The organism is Actinomyces gaoshouyii, assembly GCF_002076915.1.
In the GTDB taxonomy this organism is placed as follows: Bacteria; Actinomycetota; Actinomycetes; order Actinomycetales; family Actinomycetaceae; genus Actinomyces; species Actinomyces gaoshouyii.
Genome location: NZ_CP020468.1, coordinates 1,781,670 through 1,798,820, shown reverse-complemented (window position 1 = coordinate 1,798,820; position 17,151 = coordinate 1,781,670). Strand labels below are relative to the sequence as shown.

The window sequence follows — 17,151 nt, the reverse complement described above, 5'->3', positions numbered from 1 at the left end:
TGGAGGGCGGCGGGGTTCGAGGACCGCTCGGGCGATTCGCCGCCGGGGGCGGATCGCGCGCGAATGCCGATCCCCTGATCCGCGCCATCGTCTGAAGCGGCGCAGTGCCATGAGGAGAAATCCTCGAACCTCGCCACTTCGGCCGCAACGGGCGGGCGGATCAGCCGCGCGGGACGACCCGGACCTCGACGGCCTTGATGATGGCGATGAGCTCGCGGTTGGGGGCGATGCCGAGTTGGGCGACGGCGGCTGCCGTTACCGAGGCGGCCAGGCGGTGCCCTCCGCTCTCCAGGCCCACCGACACCAGGGCTCCCGAGCGCTCGACCGTGCGCACGACGGCGGGCAGCGCGTTGCGCGGCGAGCCCGAGGGGGCCTCCTCATAGAGGGCCACGGCCTCCGGGGGGATGAGCGCGGCCGCGGGCTCGCCCTCCCTGACCTCCTGGTCCGGGCGCCCATGGATGACCATTCCGGCCCCCAGATCGACGCGGGGGTCCTCCCGACTGCCCGCTGCGGTGCCCATGAGGATGGACATGCCGGTCAGGCGCGCGGTGAAGTCACTGCCCGGAGCCGATAGCACTCGCGCCGCCTCCCCGCGCTCGACCACTCGCCCCGCCTCCAGGACGACGACGTCGTCGGCCAAGGAGGCGATGTCGAGCACGTCATGGGTGACGAGCAGGACCGTCAGGCCCTCCTCGCTCGCCCGCCGGGTCACGAGAGACCGCATCTCCTGACGGGCCCCCGCATCGAGGGCCGCCATGGGCTCATCGAGGATGAGCGCGCGAGGGGAGGTCGCCAGCGCCCGCGCCAGGGCCACTCGCGCGGCCTGCCCGCCGGAGAGCGCGCCTCCGGATCGTCCGGCGAGGTGCTCGGCGCCGACGGACACCAGCTCGGCCCGGGCCCGCTCCCGTGCGGCTCGGCGCCCCAGGCCCTGGCAGCGCGGTCCGAAGGCGACGTTCTCCAGCACGGACATATGCGCGAAGATCCCCGGCTCCTGGGAGAGCAGGGCGATACCGCGCTGGCCCGCGGGCACGAAGCCGGTTCCGTCGAGCACGCGTTCCCCGAGCCGGACCTCGCCGCCGGTGGCGTCGAGGAGCCCCGCTGCCACGAGGCAGGCCGTGGACTTCCCGGATCCATTGGGGCCGATGAGGGCCAGCCTGCGCCCGGCCCCGATCTCCAGGCAGACCGACACGTCGCGCTCGGCGGAGGTGAAGGAGATTGTGAGCGGCAGGCGGCGTGCGTTCCGCTGAGTGTGGGGAAGGGCGGGCTCGTCCTGTGACGCGGGCATCGGGACTGGTGGGAGCGCCGACGGATGCTCGGTGCCCGAAGGTGCGGGGGACCGGCCCGCGGGGAGGAGCCACCGCTGGAGCAGCGTCCCCCACGGCACCGTCGTCGCCCCCACGACCAGGGCGGCGGCGGCGATGAGGACGACGGCGAGTGCCAGCGCGGTGGCCGTGTCCTCCTCCCGCTGGAGGTAGATCGCCAGGGGCATCGTGCGCGTGACCCCCTCCTTCGAGCCCGCGAAGGCGATGGTGGCCCCGAACTCGCCGAGGCCGCGTCCCAGTGCCAGCGCCGTCCCCCGCGCCAGTGCAGGCCCGACCATCGGCAGGGTGATGCGGACCAGCAGCCTCCACGGCCCGGCGCCGAGCGTGCGGGCGATCATCTCCGCCCGCTCATCGCGCGAGCGCAGCGCCGCCTCGAGCGTCACCACCAGGAAGGGCATGGCGACGAAGACCTGCGCGATGACCACCGCCGTCGTCGAGAAGGCGATGCGCATCCCCCAGGCATCCAGGACCCCTCCCAGCACGCCCTTCTTGCCGAGGGTCGCCAGCAGCGCGATCCCCGCCACGACCGGCGGCATCGTCATCGGCAGGACGGCGAGAACCCGCGCCAGGCGCACTCCGCGCCACTGCCGGGACAGCAGCAGCGCCAGCGGCGCCCCGAGCAGCACGCAGATGGTGGTGGAGGCGAGGCAGGTGCGCAGCGACAGCCCCAGCGCCGCCGTGGCGGAGGGGGAGGACAGCAGCTCCGGCAAACGGCCCCAGGCGACCCGCGTCCCCATGCCCGCCAACGGCAGGATGATGAGCGCCGCCCCGGCCAGCCCGAGGAGCGCCACCGTCAGGGGCAGCGGGGCCCGGGCGGCCCGGGAGCGGCGCGGCAGCGGCCACAGTGCCGTCCGGGCGAGCGTCACTGGTCGGGGGCGCCGAAGCCGTGCGCCGCGAGGATCGCCTGGCCCTCGCTGCCGCGCGCGAAGTCGACGAATGCCTGGGCGGCGGCAGGGTTGGCGGCTGATGAGGTCACCGCCAACGGGTAGTGGTTGACGACGCCGCCGTCGGGGATCGTGACCTCATCCGACGCGTCTGCGGAGGCCGCAGCGTCGGTTCTGTAGACGATGCCGGCGTCGGCCTCGCCCGACTCCACCTTGGCGCGCACGTCGGTCACCTTCTGCTCCTCGGAGGAGGGGGAAAGGGCGACGCCCAGGGCCTCCTCGAGCCTGTCCGTGGCATTGCCGCAGGGGACGGCGTCGGCGCAGATGACGAGGTCCTTGCCGGCCAGTGAGGAGTCCAGGCCGGTGATGCCCCCGGGGTTGCCCGGCGGGACGATGAGGGTGAGCCGGTTGGTGGCGAACTCGGATGGGCGCGTTACGAGGGACTGCTCGGTTGCCGAGGCGATCGACCTCTCGTCAGCGGTGGCCAGGACGTCGGCCGCCGCGCCGTTGGCGAGAGCGGAGACGAGATCCTGGGAGCCCTGGAAGTCGTAGGTGATCGTCAGACCGGGATTGTCCTCGGTGAGCGCGGCCCCGATCTCCTCGAAGGCCTCCTTGAGGGAGGCCGCGGCGAAGACGGTGAGCTGACCGGCCACCGCAGTGGTGGCGCCCGCCGGGGCCCCCGTCGCCGCCATGGGTGCGGAGGCCGTGGAGGATGGGGTCCCGGAGCACGCTGCGGGCGCGAGGAGGAGCGCGATGAGGACGGCGCGGCTCGGGAGGAGATCGCGGAGGCGCATGGGCGCAGTATCCCTCTTACGCCCCTTCGGAGGCGGCGACGTCGTCGGGGCCCTGATTCCCGGTGCCCTGCGTGCGCACCGGGTCCCAGCCGCGCCTGGGGGCGACGGCCGCGGTGCGCGGTGCGCGGGAGCGGTAGACGACGTAGGGCCGGGACATGTATCCCACGGGAGCCGAGACCGCGTGGACGAGCCGCGTGAAGGGCCAGATCGCGAAGAGCAGCAGGCCGGCGACGATGTGCAGCTTGAAGACCATCGGGACGTCCGCCATGAGGGCCGGTTCGGGGCTCAGCAGGAAGATCGAGCGGAACCAGGGGCTGATCGTCTCACGGTAGTCGTAGCCGTGCTCGCCTCCCAGGAGCTGGGTGGTGATGGTGGCGCACGCCCCCAGGAGGATCGGGATGAGCAGCATGACGTACATGACCATGTCGTTGCGCGTGGTCGCCAGGCGCACGGACTTGACCACGATGCGCCGGTAGAGCAGGCCCCCCAGCCCGACGGTCGTCATCAGGCCGGCGATGGTGCCGGGGATGACCGCCATGAGGTGGTAGGCGCGCTCCGGGATGCCCATGGCCTCGGTGAGGGACTTGGGGATCACGAGACCCATGAAGTGCCCGAGTGCCACGAAGAGCACCCCGAAGTGGAAGAGGGGGGAGGACCAGCGCAGGATCCGGTTCTCATTCCACTGCGAGGAGCGGGAGGTCCAGCCGTACTGGTCCGTGCGCCACCGCCACCACAGGCCGACGGCCAGGAGGAGGAAGGCGGCGTAGGGCAGGCCGACCCACAGGACGTAGTGCTCGAAGGTGCTCATGCTCACTCCTGGACGGGGGCGACGCCGAGGACGGCCTCGCTCTGGAACTGCTGGAAGGGACCTGCGACGGGCATCGAGATGGGGACTGAGGGGGGCGCTGAGGGGAAGGGCAGGACCTCAGTGACGCCCACGGTCTCCGTGGGCGGGCCGGCCGCCACGAGCCGGCGGATCCTCTCCGCGGTGGGCTCGTCCAGTGGCGCCAGGGTCATGCAGACCGCCTCGATGAGGTCGGCGTAGGGGGAGCCGATATCCGTCAGGGCGCTGCGCAGCACCTCGATGCCCTCGCGATGCGAGGCGAGCAGGGCGCCAGCGATCTCGTCGCCGCTCTCGACGCTGCGCGCGGAGAACTCCAGGACCACCGGGAGGTAGTCGGGGAGCTCATCGCCGACCATCTCGTAGCCGGAGGCGGCCAGGGCCTGCTTGAAGGCCACGAGGGCGGCCCCGCGCTGGCGCGTGTCGCCCACCGCGTAGTAGGTGAGGTACAGGCAGCAGCGTCGGCGCCGGTCGAAGATGTCCACGTAGTGCTCGGCCAGGGCGCGCTCGCCTCGCCGGCGGGCATCCGCCACGAAGCCGGCCAGGCGCTCCCGTACGGGATCGGGCACGCCCGCCAGCGCTTCCTCAACGGCGTCCAGGCGCCTGCCCAGCTCCCCCTCGCGGGGGTAATCCAGGAGGAGTGAGGCGCACATATGCGCCGCGGCCCGCTGGGAGGCGGTCATTTCCACCGCTTCCAGGGGCTCCAGCGCCAGGGGCGGGCGCACGAACAGGGCGCCGGGAGCGCTCATCGAGGCGCCTTCCCGAGACGCTCGACCACCGGGACCGGGCGGGTGTCGTCGTCCTCCAGGGGCATGCCGAGGACGGGCATGCCGGGGCGGTGCGCCGCGCCCAGGGCATCCGGCCCCGCCGCGGGCACGGGGGAGCGGCGGATGGTCGGCAGGGGCAGGGGCACGGGACCGTATCCCGCCTGCCCGTGGAGGCCCGAGGCATCGGAGTGGCAGGCTGACGGCGCGCCGTCGCCCAGCAGCATGCGCACGTCCTCGCCCATGGCCGCCATGCCGCGGGGGATCTCCGGCTTGGCGGTGGGGATGACGTAGCGGTCGTCGTAGTTGGCGACTCCCAGCAGCTCGTACATGCTCCTCAGGGCATCGCCGGTCATGCCGACGGCGGCGGCGATCTTCTCATCGGGCTCCTGCCCCACGCGAATATCGCGCATGTAGGAGCGCATGGCGGCCAGGCGCCGCAGGACCCTCTCGACGACGTCGGTGTCGCCCGCCGTGAACAGGCCCGCCAGGTACTCCAGCGGGATGCGCATCTCGGACACGGCGGTCAGCAGCACTCTGTGGTTCTCCCCGTCCAGGCCCGCGGCCACGGCCTCGTCGACGATCGGCGAGAGCGGTGGGATGTACCAGACCATCGGCAGGGTGCGGTACTCGGGGTGGATCGGCAGGGCCACCTCGTAGGTGGAGATGAGGTCCCACACCGGCGACTGCTGCGCCGCGGTGATCCAGGTCTCCGGGACGCCCTCGGCACGGGCCCCCCGGATGACCGCCGGGTCGTGGGGGTCCAGCAGGATGTCGCGCTGGGCCATGTAGAGGTCGCGGGGGTCCTCGACGGCGGCCGCCTGGGAGACGCGGTCGGCGTCGTAGAGGAGGACGCCCAGGTAGCGCAGGCGCCCCACGCAGGTCTCGGAGCACACGGTCGGCATGCCGATCTCCAGGCGCGGGTAGCACAGGGTGCACTTCTCGGCCTTGCCGGTGGCGTGGTTGAAGTAGACCTTCTTGTAGGGGCAGGCGCTCACGCACATGCGCCAGCCGCGGCAGGCGTCCTGGTCCACGAGCACGATGCCGTCCTCGGCGCGCTTGTACATGGCCCCGCTCGGGCAGGCCGACACGCAGGTGGGGTTGAGGCAGTGCTCGCAGATGCGCGGCAGGTAGAACATGAATGTGCGGTCGATCTCGGTGGAGACGCGCTCGTTCATGCGCGCGAGCACCGGGTCCTCGGCCATGGTCTCGGTCGAGCCGCCCAGGTTGTCATCCCAGTTGGGGCCCCAGGAGATCGTCGGCATGTACTCGCCGGTCAGCTGGGACTTGGCGCGGGCCACCGGCAGCGCGGGGGAGTCCTTGGGGGCCGACAGGAGCTTGTCGTACTCGTAGGTCCACGGCTCGTAGTAGTCCTCGACCACCGGCATATCCGGGTTGGCGAAGATCGTGGCGAGCTTGCGCAGGCGCCCGCCGGAGCGGGGCTTGAGCCGCCCGCCGGGGGTGCGCACCCACCCGCCCTTCCACCGCTCCTGGTCCTCCCAGGAGCGCGGGTAGCCGACGCCCGGACGCGTCTCCACGTTGTTGAACCACATGTACTCGGTGCCCTCGCGGTTCGTCCAGGCTTGCTTGCAGGTCACCGAGCAGGTGTGGCAGCCGATGCACTTGTCCAGGTTCATCACCATGGCGATCTGCGCCATGACCTTCATCAGAACGTCACCTCCTGATTGGTCCGACGGCGGATCAGAGTGACCTCGTCGCGGTTGTTGCCCGTGGGGCCGATGTAATTGAACGCGTAGGTGAACTGGCCGTAGCCGCCGGTGAAGTGGCTGGGCTTGAGGACGATGCGGGTGAGCGAGTTGTGCGTCCCCCCGCGCCGCCCGGAGCGCTCGGTGAGCGGGGTGTTCATCGTGCGCTCCTGCGCGTGGTGCATGAGGACCATGCCCTCGGGCACGCGGTGCGAGACGTTCGCCCGGGCCGCCACGATGCCGTTGCGGTTGTAGGCCTCCACCCACTCGTTGTCCCGCACCCCGATCTTCTCGGCGTCGGCGGGGCTCATCCACACCTGCTGGCCGCCCCGGCCCAGCGTGAGCATGTGGAGGTTGTCGTAGTACTGGGAGTGGATCGCCCACTTGTTGTGGGCGGTGATGTAGCGCACCGCCACCTCGACGGCGCCCTCCTCCGTGGGCCCCACGTGGCCCACGGGCTTCTCCCCGTACAGGGCGGTGAAGTCCAGTGGGGGTCGGTACTGGGGGAGGGACTCGCCCATGTCGATGATCCAGTCGTGATCGAGGTAGTAGTGCATGCGGCCGGTGACCGTGTGCCACGGCTTGTCGTGCTCCACGTTGACGCAGAAGGCCGTGTACCGCCTGCCCCCGTGCTCGGAACCGGACCACTCCGGGGTCGTGATGACGCCGACGGGCGCGTCCTGGGTCTGCTGGAAGGTGACCTGCTTGCCGGCCTCCTCCTGGCTCAGCTCGATGAGCTCGGTGCCGGTGCGCTTGGACAGGGTCGCCCAGCCCTGGGTGGCCAGGCGCCCGTTGGTGGCCCCCGACATGTGCATGACGCCATCGCCGGCGCGGATGGGGGTGTCGACGAGGGGGCGGCCCTGCGCCGCGCCCGCGCCGGTGCCGTGGGCGGCGGCGAGCTCGCCCATCTCCTTGTCCGGGATGAGCATGATGCCCTTGGCCGGGATGCCGACCGTGTCCGCCAGCGGGCCCAGGGCATTGAACTTGTTGAGGATCTGGGTGTAGTCGCGCTCCACGGGCACGAGCTTGGGCATGGTCACCCCCGGTACCCAGCCGTCCGGCAGGCCCGAGATATCCCCGTGCGCCATGGTGAGGGCCTCGGGGGTGTCGTGGTTGATGGGCGCGGCGACGATGTCGGTCTGCGTGCCCAGGTAGGCCGGCGCCCACTGCGAGACCAGGCGCGCGAGCTGCTGGTAGATGTCGAAATCGCTGCGGGCCTCCCACGGCGGGTCGATCGCCATATTGAAGGAGTGGATGAAGGGGTGCATGTCCGTGGTGGACAGGTCGTACTTCTCGTACCACGTGGCCGCGGGCAGGACGATGTCGGAGTGCAGGGTCGTGGAGGTGTTGCGGAAGTCTGCGGTCCACATGAGGTCGAGCTTGCCCTTGGGGGCCTCGCGCCAGGTGACGGAGGCCGGGCGCAGCGCCTCGGGGGTCTCCTGGGCATTGACGTCGTTGTCGGCGCCGATCATGTGCCGCAGGAAGAACTCGGTGCCCTTGGCCGACGAGCCGAGCAGGTTGGTGCGCCAGTTGGCCAGGATCCTCGGGAAGTTCTCCGGGGCGTCGGGGTCCTCGCAGGCGAAGCGCAGCTCTCCGCTGGTCAGCTGCGAGACCACGTAGTCGGCCGCGCTCATGCCCGCCTCCTCGGCCTGCTGGCCCAGCAGCAGCGGGGAGCGGTTGAACGTGGGGTAGGACGGCACCCAGCCGCGCTTCATGGCCTCGACCATGACGTCGGTGGTGGTCTTGCCGGCCAGGGTGCCCGGGCCCAGCGGCGAGGCGACGCGCTCGGCCCGGGTGGTGTCGTAGCGCCACTGGCTGGTGGTCAGGTACCAGAAGCCGGTGGAGATCATGTGGCGCGGGGGGCGCGCCCAGTCCAGGGCGAAGGCCCACTGCTGCCATCCCCCGATGGGGCGGACCTTCTCCTGGCCCACGTAGTGCGCCCATCCGCCGCCGTTGACGCCCTGGGTACCGCACATGGAGGTCAGCGCGAGGATCGTGCGGTAGATCTCGTCGGCGTGGTAGTAGTGGTTGATGCCCGCCCCCATGATGATCTGGGAGCGTCCGCGGGTCTGGGCGGCGTTGGTGGCGAAGTCGCGCGCCGCCCGGATGAGGGCGGGTCCGGAGACGCCGCACTGCTCGGTGGCCCAGGCGGGCGTGCCCGGGACGGTGGCGTCCTGGTAGTCGGCGGGCCACGCCCCCGGCAGCCCCGGTCGCTCGACGGCGTAGTTGGCCAGGAGGATGTCGTAGACGGTGGTCACCAGTGTGCCGTCGGCCAGGCGGGTGGCGGGCACGCCCCGGTGGATGATGCCGCCGCCCACGGTGCCGGAGGGGGTGGCCGAGGCGGGCAGGTCGAAGCGGGGCAGGAGCAGCTCAGTGGGCTCCACCCGTAGGCCGGCGTCCTCCAGCTCCTCGATGCTCATGACCGGGTCGACGCCGTCCATGCGCAGGTTCCAGTGGCCGAGCCCCTCATCGGTGAAGCGGTCGGCCAGGGTGCCGCGCGGATCGGCCGGGCCGCCGGCGCGGTCCCACACCAGGGGGCGGAACTCGTTCTTCGGCATGCCCTCGGCCACGCCCGGCACCCGGTCGGCGGTGAGGAAGCGCCCGGGGATCATGCCGGTGCCGTCGGGGGCGCGCAGGAGCTCGACGAGGAAGGGGGCATCGGTGCACCTCCTCATGTAGTCCAGGAAGTAGGGGGTGCGCGCCCCTACGTGGAACTCCTTGAGGATGACGTGCCCCATCGCCATGGCGGCGGCGCCGTCGGTGCCGGGGGCCACGCGCAGCCACTGGTCGGCGAACTTCGTGTTGTCGGTGTAGTCGGGGGAGACCGCCACGATCTTCGTGCCGTGGTAGCGGGCCTCGGTCATGAAGTGCGCGTCGGGCGTGCGGGTGAGGGGGATGTTGGAGCCCCACATGATGAGGAAGTCGGAGTTGTACCAGTCGCCGGCCTCGGGCACGTCCGTCTGGTCCCCGAAGACTTGGGGGGAGGCGGGCGGCAGGTCCGCGTACCAGTCGTAGAAGGACAGCATCGTGGCGCCGATGAGCTCGTGGAAGCGGGCTCCCGCCCCGTAGGAGATCATGGACATGGCGGGGATGACGGAGAAGCCGGCGCAGCGATCCGGGCCCCAGGTGCGGATCGTGTGGACGTAGGCGGCCGCCATGATCTCCATGGCATCATCCCAGCCGACCCTGACCATGCCGCCCTTGCCCCGGGCCGACTTGTAGGCCCGCGCGATCTCGGGGGTGTCGGTGATCTCCGCCCAGGCGGCGACGGCGTCGCCGGCGTTGCGCTCCTTGGCGGCGCGGAAGGCGTCGAGCAGGACGGAGCGCACGTAGGGGTAGCGGATGCGGGTGGGGGAGTAGGTGTACCAGGAGAAGGCGGCGCCGCGCGGGCAGCCGCGGGGCTCGTAGTCGGGCATGCCCGCCGGGGTGGCCGGGTAGTTGGTGATCTGCTTCTCCCAGGTGATGACGCCGTCGGTCACGTAGACCTCCCAGGCGCACGAGCCTGTGCAGTTCACGCCGTGGGTGGAGTGGACCATCTTGTCGTGGCTCCACCGGTGGCGGTAGAAGGCATCGGCCTCTCGGCCCCCCTCGAGGAACAGCCTGCGCGCGTCGTTGGAGGCCTTGCCCCGGCGCAGGTAGGAGCCGAGGCTGTACAGGGACGCGCCGGGCTCGGCCACCGCTGCCGCATCCTCGGAGATCATCGGGGCGCTCGGCTGGGCGAGGTGCCTCGGGTCCGCTGGACTGGTCATCTGGGGTCCTTCAGTGAGAGTGGGTGGAGTGATGGGCGGGAGGGGCGGCGTGGCCGCCCGATGCGGCCCCGTCACCGCGGATGGCTCCGGGTGCCGGAGCCGGTCGGGATCAGCCCGGGCGCTTGGCGTTCGGGCGCGCGTAGCGGATCCAGCAGATGACGGCGCACAGCGCGCAGTAGGCGGCGCAGGCGAGGAAGAAGGTCGAGGCCGGCATGGCGGCCAGCGCCACGCCGACGAGGAAGGGACCCAGGGAGGCGACGGCGGCGGTGAAGCCGATGGCGCCGCCGGCCTGGCGCTTGGGCATGATCATGGGCATCTGCTTGAAGGTGGCGGCATTGCCGACGCCCGCGAAGAAGAACATGCCCAGCAGACCGGCCATGAAGACCTTGAAGTCCCCGGCGGAGTCGATCATGGTCAGCTGCCAGCCGCAGAACCCGAGGGTCGCCGCCATGCCGATCGCGGAGACGAAGGTCCAGATGGCTCCGCCGAAGCGGTCGCACAGGGGGCCCCAGGCGAAGCGCAGCAGCGAGCCGATGAAGGTGCCCAGGAAGGCGTAGCTGGCGCCCTTGGGCAGGCCGGTGAGGCCGGCGTCGGCCAGGGCGGAGGCGGCGCCGTAGTTGTTGTTGATGATGAGGGCCGTCTGGGCGGCGAATCCGGAGAAGATGCCGAAGGTCATGATGTACAGGATCGTCATGAGCCAGGTGTCGACATTGCCGAAGATGTCCAGTTGCTCCTTGATGTTCGCCTTGACCGGCACATCCTTGAGGCAGGCGAAGGCGAGGAGGGCGGCCAGGACGGACCAGGGCAGGAAGAAGACGGTCGCGTTGACGACCATGGGGGCGCCCTCGGAATGGCGCTCCACCCAGGTCAGGCCGAACAGGGAGGTGGACATGAGGAAGGGCGCGGCGAGCTGGATGATGCCCGCGCCGATGTTGCCCAGACCTCCCTGGAGGCCCAGGGCGGTGCCGGACAGGCGCTTGGGGAAGAAGAAGCCGGTGGAGGGCATGTAGCCGGAGAACGTGGCGGCGCCGATGCCGCAGGCGAAGGCCAGGCCGAGGAGGACCCCGTAGGAGGTGGAGGGGTTCTGGACGGCGAAGAACCAGCCGAGCATCGGCAGCAGGTAGAGCAGGGAGGAGATGCCGATCATCTTGCGCGTGCCGATGGTGGCCGGCAGGAACATGTAGACCAGTCGCAGCAGGCCGCAGGACAGGCCGGGCATCGAGGTCAGCCAGTAGAGCTGGCTCTTGCTCAGAGCGAAGCCGATCTCGTTGAGGCGCGGGGCGATGGCGCTCGGCAGGAACCAGACCGTGAAGCCGAGCATGAGGGAGAAGGTGGTGATGGCCAGAGTGCGCCAGGCGATGGACGAGGACCAGTTCTCGGGCTCCTCGGGGTTCCATCCGGTGAGCGTTCGGCCGGTGGTGTCGAGCGTGGGCAAGATGTCTCCTGGGAGGTGGACGGCGTCGTCGTCGCCGGGCGCGCATCGTGATCGTTCACGGCGAATGCGCATGGCGAGCGGCCCCGCGAAGGGTGCCCGGACATGATGCCCGAAATACGCTGGAACGGCCCGGTGTAAAGGGAAAGGTGCTGGCGGGGCGGCAGAAGGGGCATGCCCTTCGAAGTGGCGCCTCTCCCCTTAAGGTCACGTATGAGTCACTTAATCGCCTCGCCCCTCCTCGCGAGACCGGTCGAGAACGGGACCGAGACCGGTCCCGGCGCCGTTACCGTGGGGCCATGAGCACTCCGACGCCCCCAGCTCCCGCCACCAGCGCCACTGTGCGCCCCGACCCCGCGTCGGCCGACGAGCCCATCGCTCAGAAGCGCCTCGCCCCCATGACCGGCACCGTGCGCGGGGCGGTCATCACCGTCTCCGACCGCTGCGCGTCCGGCTCGCGCCCGGACGAGTCCGGCCCCCTCGCGCAGCGCCTCCTGGCGGAGCACGGCGTCGTCGTCGAGGCCGTCCGCCTCATCCCCGACGGCGCCCGGGAGGTCCGCGCCGCCATCGAGGAGGCCATCGCCGACGGCGCCCGCGTTATCCTGACCACCGGCGGCACCGGCGTCACCCCCAGGGACCTGACCCCCGAGGGCACCGCCCCGCTCCTGGTCGCGCGATTGGAGGGCGTCGAGGCCCAGATCCGCTCCCACGGCCTGACCAAGACGCCGCTCGCAGGCCTGTCACGGGGATACGTGGGGGTTACCTCGCGCGGCGCCGACGGCGCCCTCGTCGTCAACGCCCCTGGCTCCAAGGGCGGGGTCAAGGACTCGATCACCGTCGTCGGGCCGCTCATCCCGCATGTGCTGGAGCAGCTCGGCGGCGGGGACCACTGAGCCGGTCCCAGCGGGAACCGCTGGGACCGGGAGGGACCTCCGGTCCCGGGTCATCCCCGCCAGGCGCGCACCTGCTCCCAGGTGTCGAGGTCCGCGGCGGCGTCGGCCGTGCCGGTCACCTCCCGCACGCGCAGCGCCCCCAGCGCCCGGCGCACGGCGACATCGCGCAGCGGTCGGCCCCCCGGCGCCACCGCCCCGCGCAGTGCGGGGGTCCGGTAGGCGCCGAGCAGGTACTGCGCGCGATCTCCGGCCCGGGCGCAGGCACCGTCGACTCCCGCGTCGGACTCCGCTGCCCGAAGCGCCCTCAGGAGCGCGGGCAGGGCGGCCGGGGCCCCGGGAGCGTCGCAGGTGAGCACGGCGGTCACCGGCGCGATCGCGGCTGTCCCGCCGCCCGCGGCCAGGGTATCGAGGCCGGCGGCGATCCCCGCCACCGGCCCGCCCAGCGGCGGGTCCTCCAGGGCCCGCAGCGCCCCCGCGGGCAGCGCCACCCCCTCGGGGGCGACGACGACGGTCCGCCCCGCGGGAATCCCCCCGCCGGCGCGCAGGGCGCCGATCCCCTCCAGGACGTGGTCGAGCAGGCGCCGACCGGCCAGGAGCACATCCGGCTTCGAGACCCCGCCCAGGCGGCGGGCGGTCCCGCCGGCGAGGATGACGGCGTCGAGCGCGGCCATCATTCCGGGCGGGTCCAGTCCCCGCTGCGACCGCCGGACTTCGCGGTGACGCGGGCGTCGGTGAGCATGACGTCGCGGTCGACGCCCTTGACCATGTCCACCACTGCCAGGCCGGCCACGGCGGCGGCGGTGAGCGCCTCCATCTCCACCCCGGTGCGGTCCGCGGTGCGCACGGTGGCGCGGATCTCCACGCCGTCGTCGACGATCCTCAGGTCCACGCTCGCCCCGTGCACGCCGATGACATGCGCCAGCGGCAGCAGCTCGGGGACGCGCTTGGCGGCGGCGATGCCGGCGATGCGCGCCGCGGCCAGCACGTCGCCCTTGGGGACGGTCCCCGCGCGCAGCGCCTCCACGATCGCCGGCGAGCAGCGCACGGTGGCCGCGGCGCTGGCCGATCGCGCGGTGGGGGCCTTCCCAGTGACATCGACCATGCGGGCGGCGCCCGAAGAGTCGAGGTGGGTCAGTCGGATGGGGGCGGGATCAGCCATCTCGGGCTCCTCTTTCAGCAATAGTTCAGCAGTGGTTCAGCAGGGGCGGGCGGAGGAGGGCAGGGGGATGAGGCCGACGACGTCGCCTCCCCGCGCCCCGGCGGAGTCCTCGTCGACGACGGCGAGGGCCACGGCGGTGCCGAGCGAGGACACGAGATGCGAGCCCGAGCCGAGCCGATGGGTGGGCTCCACCCAGGGCAGGATCGGCCCCGTCCCATCGGGGGGCGCCGGCAGCGACTCGGGCAGAGGGTCCGGTGCGCCGACGACTCGCACCGGGACGTACTGGCGCCGTCCCACCGGGCCCGTCCACGCGACGGCGGCCCTCGCGTGGGAGGTGGGGGCCGCCGCAGTGGCGGGGGCCCCCGGGCGGCCGGCGAGGAGGGCGAGCGCGGGGGCGACGATGAGAGCGAAGGACACGAGCGCGCTGACCGGGTTGCCCGGCAGGCACAGCAGCGGCACCTCGCGCCCGTCGTCGGCGAGGACGGCGCCGTGCCCCTGAGGCTTTCCGGGCTGCATGGCGACCTTGGAGAGACTGAGCCGCATCCGCGCCCCGGTGCCGGCGGCGAGCATGGTGAGCGGGTCGAAGGCCCCGGCGGACACGCCGCCCGAGGTCACCACGAGGTCCGCGCCCCCGGCCGCCTCGAGGAGGGCTTGGGCCAGGTCCTCGGCGGAATCGGCGCTGCGGCGCGCGCCCGCGAGGGCGGCGCCGTGCTCGCGGATGAGGCCGGCCAGCAGCAGGGAGTTCGAGTCCGGGATCGTTCCCGGTGCGAGCCCCTGCCCCGGCTCGACGAGCTCGGCGCCGGTGGACACGATCGCCACGCGCGGACGCGGGCGGGCGAGCACCTCGTCGCGGCCCACCGAGGCGAGCGCGGAGATCGCGGTGGCGCCCAGGAGGGTCCCCGCGCCCATGACCGGGTCCCCGGCGGCGCAGCCCTCGCCGGCCCGCCTCACATGGAGGCCGACGGTAGGGGCGGCATGGATCGCGACCTCCCGGGGCAGCGGGCGCGGGCCCGGGGACTGGTCGGTGTCCTCCACCCTCACGACGGCGTCGGCACCCTCGGGCAGCATCGCGCCGGTCATGATGCGCATCGCGGTCCCCGGGGGCAGTGGCGCCGGAGGGCTGCCCGCCGGGATATCGCCCGCCACCGGCAGGATGACGGGCGCCCGCTCGGCGGCGCCGACGGCGTCCTCCGCCCGCAGGGCGTATCCGTCCATCGCCGAGTTCGTCCAGGGCGGTACCGGCAGTGCGGCGGTGACATCCTCGGCCAGGACCAGCCCGTGCGCGTCCTCCAGACGTGTGGGGACAGCGCCGAGCGGGCGCAGGGCGGCCAGGGCCTCGTCGACGTAGCGCTCGGGCGTGATCATCGCGGGGCTGGGCATGGCTCCTCCTCGGGGCGCTTCGGCGGGGCGGGCGGTGTAGGGTCTGGCGCGTCCATCATGCAGTCGAGGAGGGCGGGATGGCGCGCGAGGCGGACTACGGCGCTGCGCACGAGGCTACCGGTGCCACGGGCCAGGGGGGCGCGCGGATTGTGCGCGCCGAGATGACCGAGGACCCCGTGAGCGCCGCCGAGTTGGCGCGCGCCGTCGCCGATCGCGCGGCCGGGGCCGTCGTCGTCTTCGACGGAATGGTCCGCGATCACGACGACGGCCGCTCCGTGGAGTCCATCGCCTACTGCGCCCATCCGAGCGCGGGGGAGGTCATCGAGCGGATCGCCGCGGATATCGCGGCGCGCCCCGGCCTGCGCGCGCTGGCGATCGCCCACCGCACGGGCGAGCTCGCGATCGGGGACACCGCGCTGGGGGTGGCCGCCAGCGCCGACCATCGCGCCGAGGCCTTCGCCGCTGTGAGCGCCGCCGTCGAGGAGGTCAAGCGCCGCCTGCCCGTGTGGAAGAACCAGCGCTTCTCCGACGGCACCACCGAGTGGAGCAACTGCGCCTGACTGGCGCGCCCGGCCTCGGGCGGGGGTCAGGGCCGGGCGGGCCCGGGCTCAGCCCCCGGCGAAGGGCGGCAGGACGTCCACCCGGTCGCCGTCCGCCAGCGGGGCCAGGGAGTCCGCGGGCGTGGACAGGCCGTTGACGAGGAAGGTCGAGATGCTGATGATCCTCGCCATCTCGACGCCGCGCCCCGCCAGCTGCTCGCGTAGGCCCGCGAGCGTGAGTGGGCCCGCGGCCTCCAGTCGCTCCTCGGCGCGGCCCGCGGCCTGGGCGGCGGCGGCGAAGTAGCGCAGCTCGATCACGGCGTGCGCGGATGCTGTCATGGTGGTCCTTCCGTGTGGCTGGGGCGAGGCGCCTGGGGTGCCGGGCGGTCCGGGCCTCATCCGCCGATGGCGGACATCGTCCGGCCCGGCCTCTCGAAGCCCGAGGGCAGCGCGCCGGGATCGTCCGACCCGTGGGCGAGGGGCTTGCGCCAGGCGGCGGCCGCCCACAGGCGCATGATGTCCTCGTCTGTCGCGCCTGAGCGCAGGGGGGCGCGCAGATCGGTCTCGGTGGTGGAGAACAGGCAGGTCATGAGGCGGCCGTCCGCGGTGATGCGGGAGCGGTCGCAGTCGGCGCAGAACGGGGCGCTCACCGAGGCGATGATGCCCATGCTTCCGGCGGGATGGGCGGCGCCGTCGTGCTCACCGGGGGCCACGCGCCACAGCGCGGCGGGGCGGCGGTCCGGGCGCCCGGCCTCCTCCAGCGCGAATCCCGCATCGGCCAGCACGGCGAGGATCCGCTCGGCGCCGACGACGTCGTCGGCGCTCCAGGACGCGCTCGGACCCAGGGGCATGTGCTCGATGAAGCGCAACTGCCACCCGCGCCGCAGGCACTCGGCGAGCAGACGGGGCGCCTGCGCGTCGAACGTGCCCGGCAGGGCGACGGCGTTGATCTTGATGGGCGCCAGGCCAGCGGCCTGCGCGGCGGTGGCCCCGGCCAGGGCGTCGTCGAGCCGGTCGCGACGGGTGAGCGCCGCGTAGGTCTCGCGGTCCAGGGCATCGATCGAGACGTTGACGCGGGCCAGGCCCGCGTCGCGCAGGGCTGCGGCGCGCTTGTCCAGCCCGAGCCCGTTGGTGGTCAACCCGATGTCCGGGACCGCGCCGTCGGGGGTGCGCAGGGCGGCGATGGCGCTGATGATCTCCTCAAGGTCCCGGCGCATGAGCGGCTCCCCGCCGGTGATGCGGATTCGCTCCACCCCCAGTCGCGTGACGGCGATGCGGGCGAGGCGGCCGATCTCGTCGGCCGTGAGCAGGAGGGGGGAGGCGAGCCAGTCCAGGCCCTGCGCGGGCATGCAGTAGGAGCAGCGCAGGTTGCAGCGATCGGTGATCGACAGGCGCAGGTCCCGCACTACGCGCCCGTAGCGGTCGGTCAGTCGGCTCGGCGGAGGGCTCGGCCGGGAGATCGCTGCGACCCCGGGCCCGCCCGCGACTGGTCCTGCGCCGGCTCCGGCGTCTGCTTCCGGGCCCACCGCGCCCGGTCCCTCGGGCGCGCGGCGCCGTGGCACCGGCAGGGGCGTCCTGCCGGTGCCGATGCCCGGGGCGAGAGCAGGGGCAGGGATCATGGAACCAAAGAATACGGGGCGCCCCCCCGTACGGGGACCACGACGGGACGGCCCCGCCGCGACCCCCAC

The 17,151-nt window shown here is 72.6% G+C and carries 14 protein-coding genes; 2 read left to right on the top strand and 12 right to left on the bottom strand.

The window, feature by feature from the left end:
- Positions 1 to 160 precede the first annotated feature (160 nt).
- The 7 genes from B6G06_RS07415 to B6G06_RS07385 form a co-directional block, all read right to left on the bottom strand.
- Positions 161 to 2,188, bottom strand: a complete 2,028-nt coding sequence (locus B6G06_RS07415; RefSeq protein ID WP_081171772.1) for an ATP-binding cassette domain-containing protein — start codon at positions 2,186 to 2,188, stop codon at positions 161 to 163.
- Complete coding sequence (modA, locus tag B6G06_RS07410; RefSeq protein WP_081171771.1) at positions 2,185 to 3,000, bottom strand: molybdate ABC transporter substrate-binding protein; 816 nt, start codon at positions 2,998 to 3,000, stop codon at positions 2,185 to 2,187. Before modA ends, B6G06_RS07415 begins: the two co-directional genes overlap by 4 nt.
- A 16-nt stretch (positions 3,001 to 3,016) precedes the next feature.
- The gene (gene narI / locus B6G06_RS07405; protein ID WP_081171770.1) at positions 3,017 to 3,808 is read right to left on the bottom strand and encodes a respiratory nitrate reductase subunit gamma; all 792 of its coding nucleotides are present in this window, start codon (positions 3,806 to 3,808) and stop codon (positions 3,017 to 3,019) included.
- Positions 3,809 to 3,810: 2 nt separating this feature from the next.
- Complete coding sequence (gene narJ, locus B6G06_RS07400; protein WP_080461971.1) at positions 3,811 to 4,590, bottom strand: nitrate reductase molybdenum cofactor assembly chaperone; 780 nt, start codon at positions 4,588 to 4,590, stop codon at positions 3,811 to 3,813.
- Positions 4,587 to 6,272 (bottom strand): nitrate reductase subunit beta, encoded by a 1,686-nt coding sequence (gene narH, locus B6G06_RS07395; protein ID WP_081171769.1) that lies wholly within the window; start codon positions 6,270 to 6,272, stop codon positions 4,587 to 4,589. The genes narJ and narH overlap by 4 nt, the downstream gene beginning before the upstream one ends.
- The gene (locus B6G06_RS07390; protein WP_080462077.1) at positions 6,272 to 10,012 is read right to left on the bottom strand and encodes a nitrate reductase subunit alpha; all 3,741 of its coding nucleotides are present in this window, start codon (positions 10,010 to 10,012) and stop codon (positions 6,272 to 6,274) included. The genes narH and B6G06_RS07390 overlap by 1 nt, the downstream gene beginning before the upstream one ends.
- A 157-nt stretch (positions 10,013 to 10,169) precedes the next feature.
- A complete protein-coding gene (locus B6G06_RS07385) occupies positions 10,170 to 11,495 on the bottom strand; it encodes an MFS transporter (RefSeq protein WP_081171768.1) in 1,326 nt (441 codons plus the stop codon).
- A 296-nt stretch (positions 11,496 to 11,791) separates the two neighbouring features.
- Between B6G06_RS07385 and B6G06_RS07380 the strand changes: the two genes are divergently transcribed.
- The gene (locus tag B6G06_RS07380) at positions 11,792 to 12,385 is read left to right on the top strand and encodes a MogA/MoaB family molybdenum cofactor biosynthesis protein (RefSeq protein ID WP_080461968.1); all 594 of its coding nucleotides are present in this window, start codon (positions 11,792 to 11,794) and stop codon (positions 12,383 to 12,385) included.
- A gap of 50 nt (positions 12,386 to 12,435) precedes the next feature.
- On the opposite strand, the gene mobA is transcribed toward B6G06_RS07380, so the two are convergent.
- The 3 genes from mobA to B6G06_RS07365 are packed head-to-tail and all read right to left on the bottom strand — an operon-like array spanning position 12,436 to position 14,924.
- Positions 12,436 to 13,059, bottom strand: coding sequence for a molybdenum cofactor guanylyltransferase (gene mobA / locus B6G06_RS07375; protein ID WP_080461967.1), 624 nt, complete (start codon positions 13,057 to 13,059; stop codon positions 12,436 to 12,438).
- Positions 13,056 to 13,544: a cyclic pyranopterin monophosphate synthase MoaC gene (moaC, locus tag B6G06_RS07370; RefSeq protein ID WP_080461966.1), complete on the bottom strand. Its 489-nt coding sequence runs from the start codon at positions 13,542 to 13,544 to the stop codon at positions 13,056 to 13,058. The genes mobA and moaC overlap by 4 nt, the downstream gene beginning before the upstream one ends.
- A gap of 36 nt (positions 13,545 to 13,580) precedes the next feature.
- Positions 13,581 to 14,924 carry a molybdopterin molybdotransferase MoeA gene (locus tag B6G06_RS07365; RefSeq protein ID WP_081171767.1) on the bottom strand — a complete coding sequence of 448 codons (1,344 nt, stop codon included), beginning with the start codon at positions 14,922 to 14,924 and terminating at the stop codon, positions 13,581 to 13,583.
- 77 nt (positions 14,925 to 15,001) lie between these two features.
- Here B6G06_RS07365 and B6G06_RS07360 point away from each other — a divergent pair, with 77 nt between their 5' ends.
- Positions 15,002 to 15,484, top strand: a complete 483-nt coding sequence (locus tag B6G06_RS07360; RefSeq protein WP_081171765.1) for a molybdenum cofactor biosynthesis protein MoaE — start codon at positions 15,002 to 15,004, stop codon at positions 15,482 to 15,484.
- Positions 15,485 to 15,532: 48 nt separating this feature from the next.
- On the opposite strand, the gene B6G06_RS07355 is transcribed toward B6G06_RS07360, so the two are convergent.
- Together B6G06_RS07355 and moaA are read right to left on the bottom strand one after the other, a co-directional pair.
- Positions 15,533 to 15,802, bottom strand: a complete 270-nt coding sequence (locus tag B6G06_RS07355) for a MoaD/ThiS family protein (RefSeq protein ID WP_080461963.1) — start codon at positions 15,800 to 15,802, stop codon at positions 15,533 to 15,535.
- 56 nt (positions 15,803 to 15,858) lie between these two features.
- Positions 15,859 to 17,082 carry a GTP 3',8-cyclase MoaA gene (gene moaA / locus B6G06_RS07350; protein WP_080461962.1) on the bottom strand — a complete coding sequence of 408 codons (1,224 nt, stop codon included), beginning with the start codon at positions 17,080 to 17,082 and terminating at the stop codon, positions 15,859 to 15,861.
- Between the last annotated feature and the right edge of the window lie 69 nt (positions 17,083 to 17,151).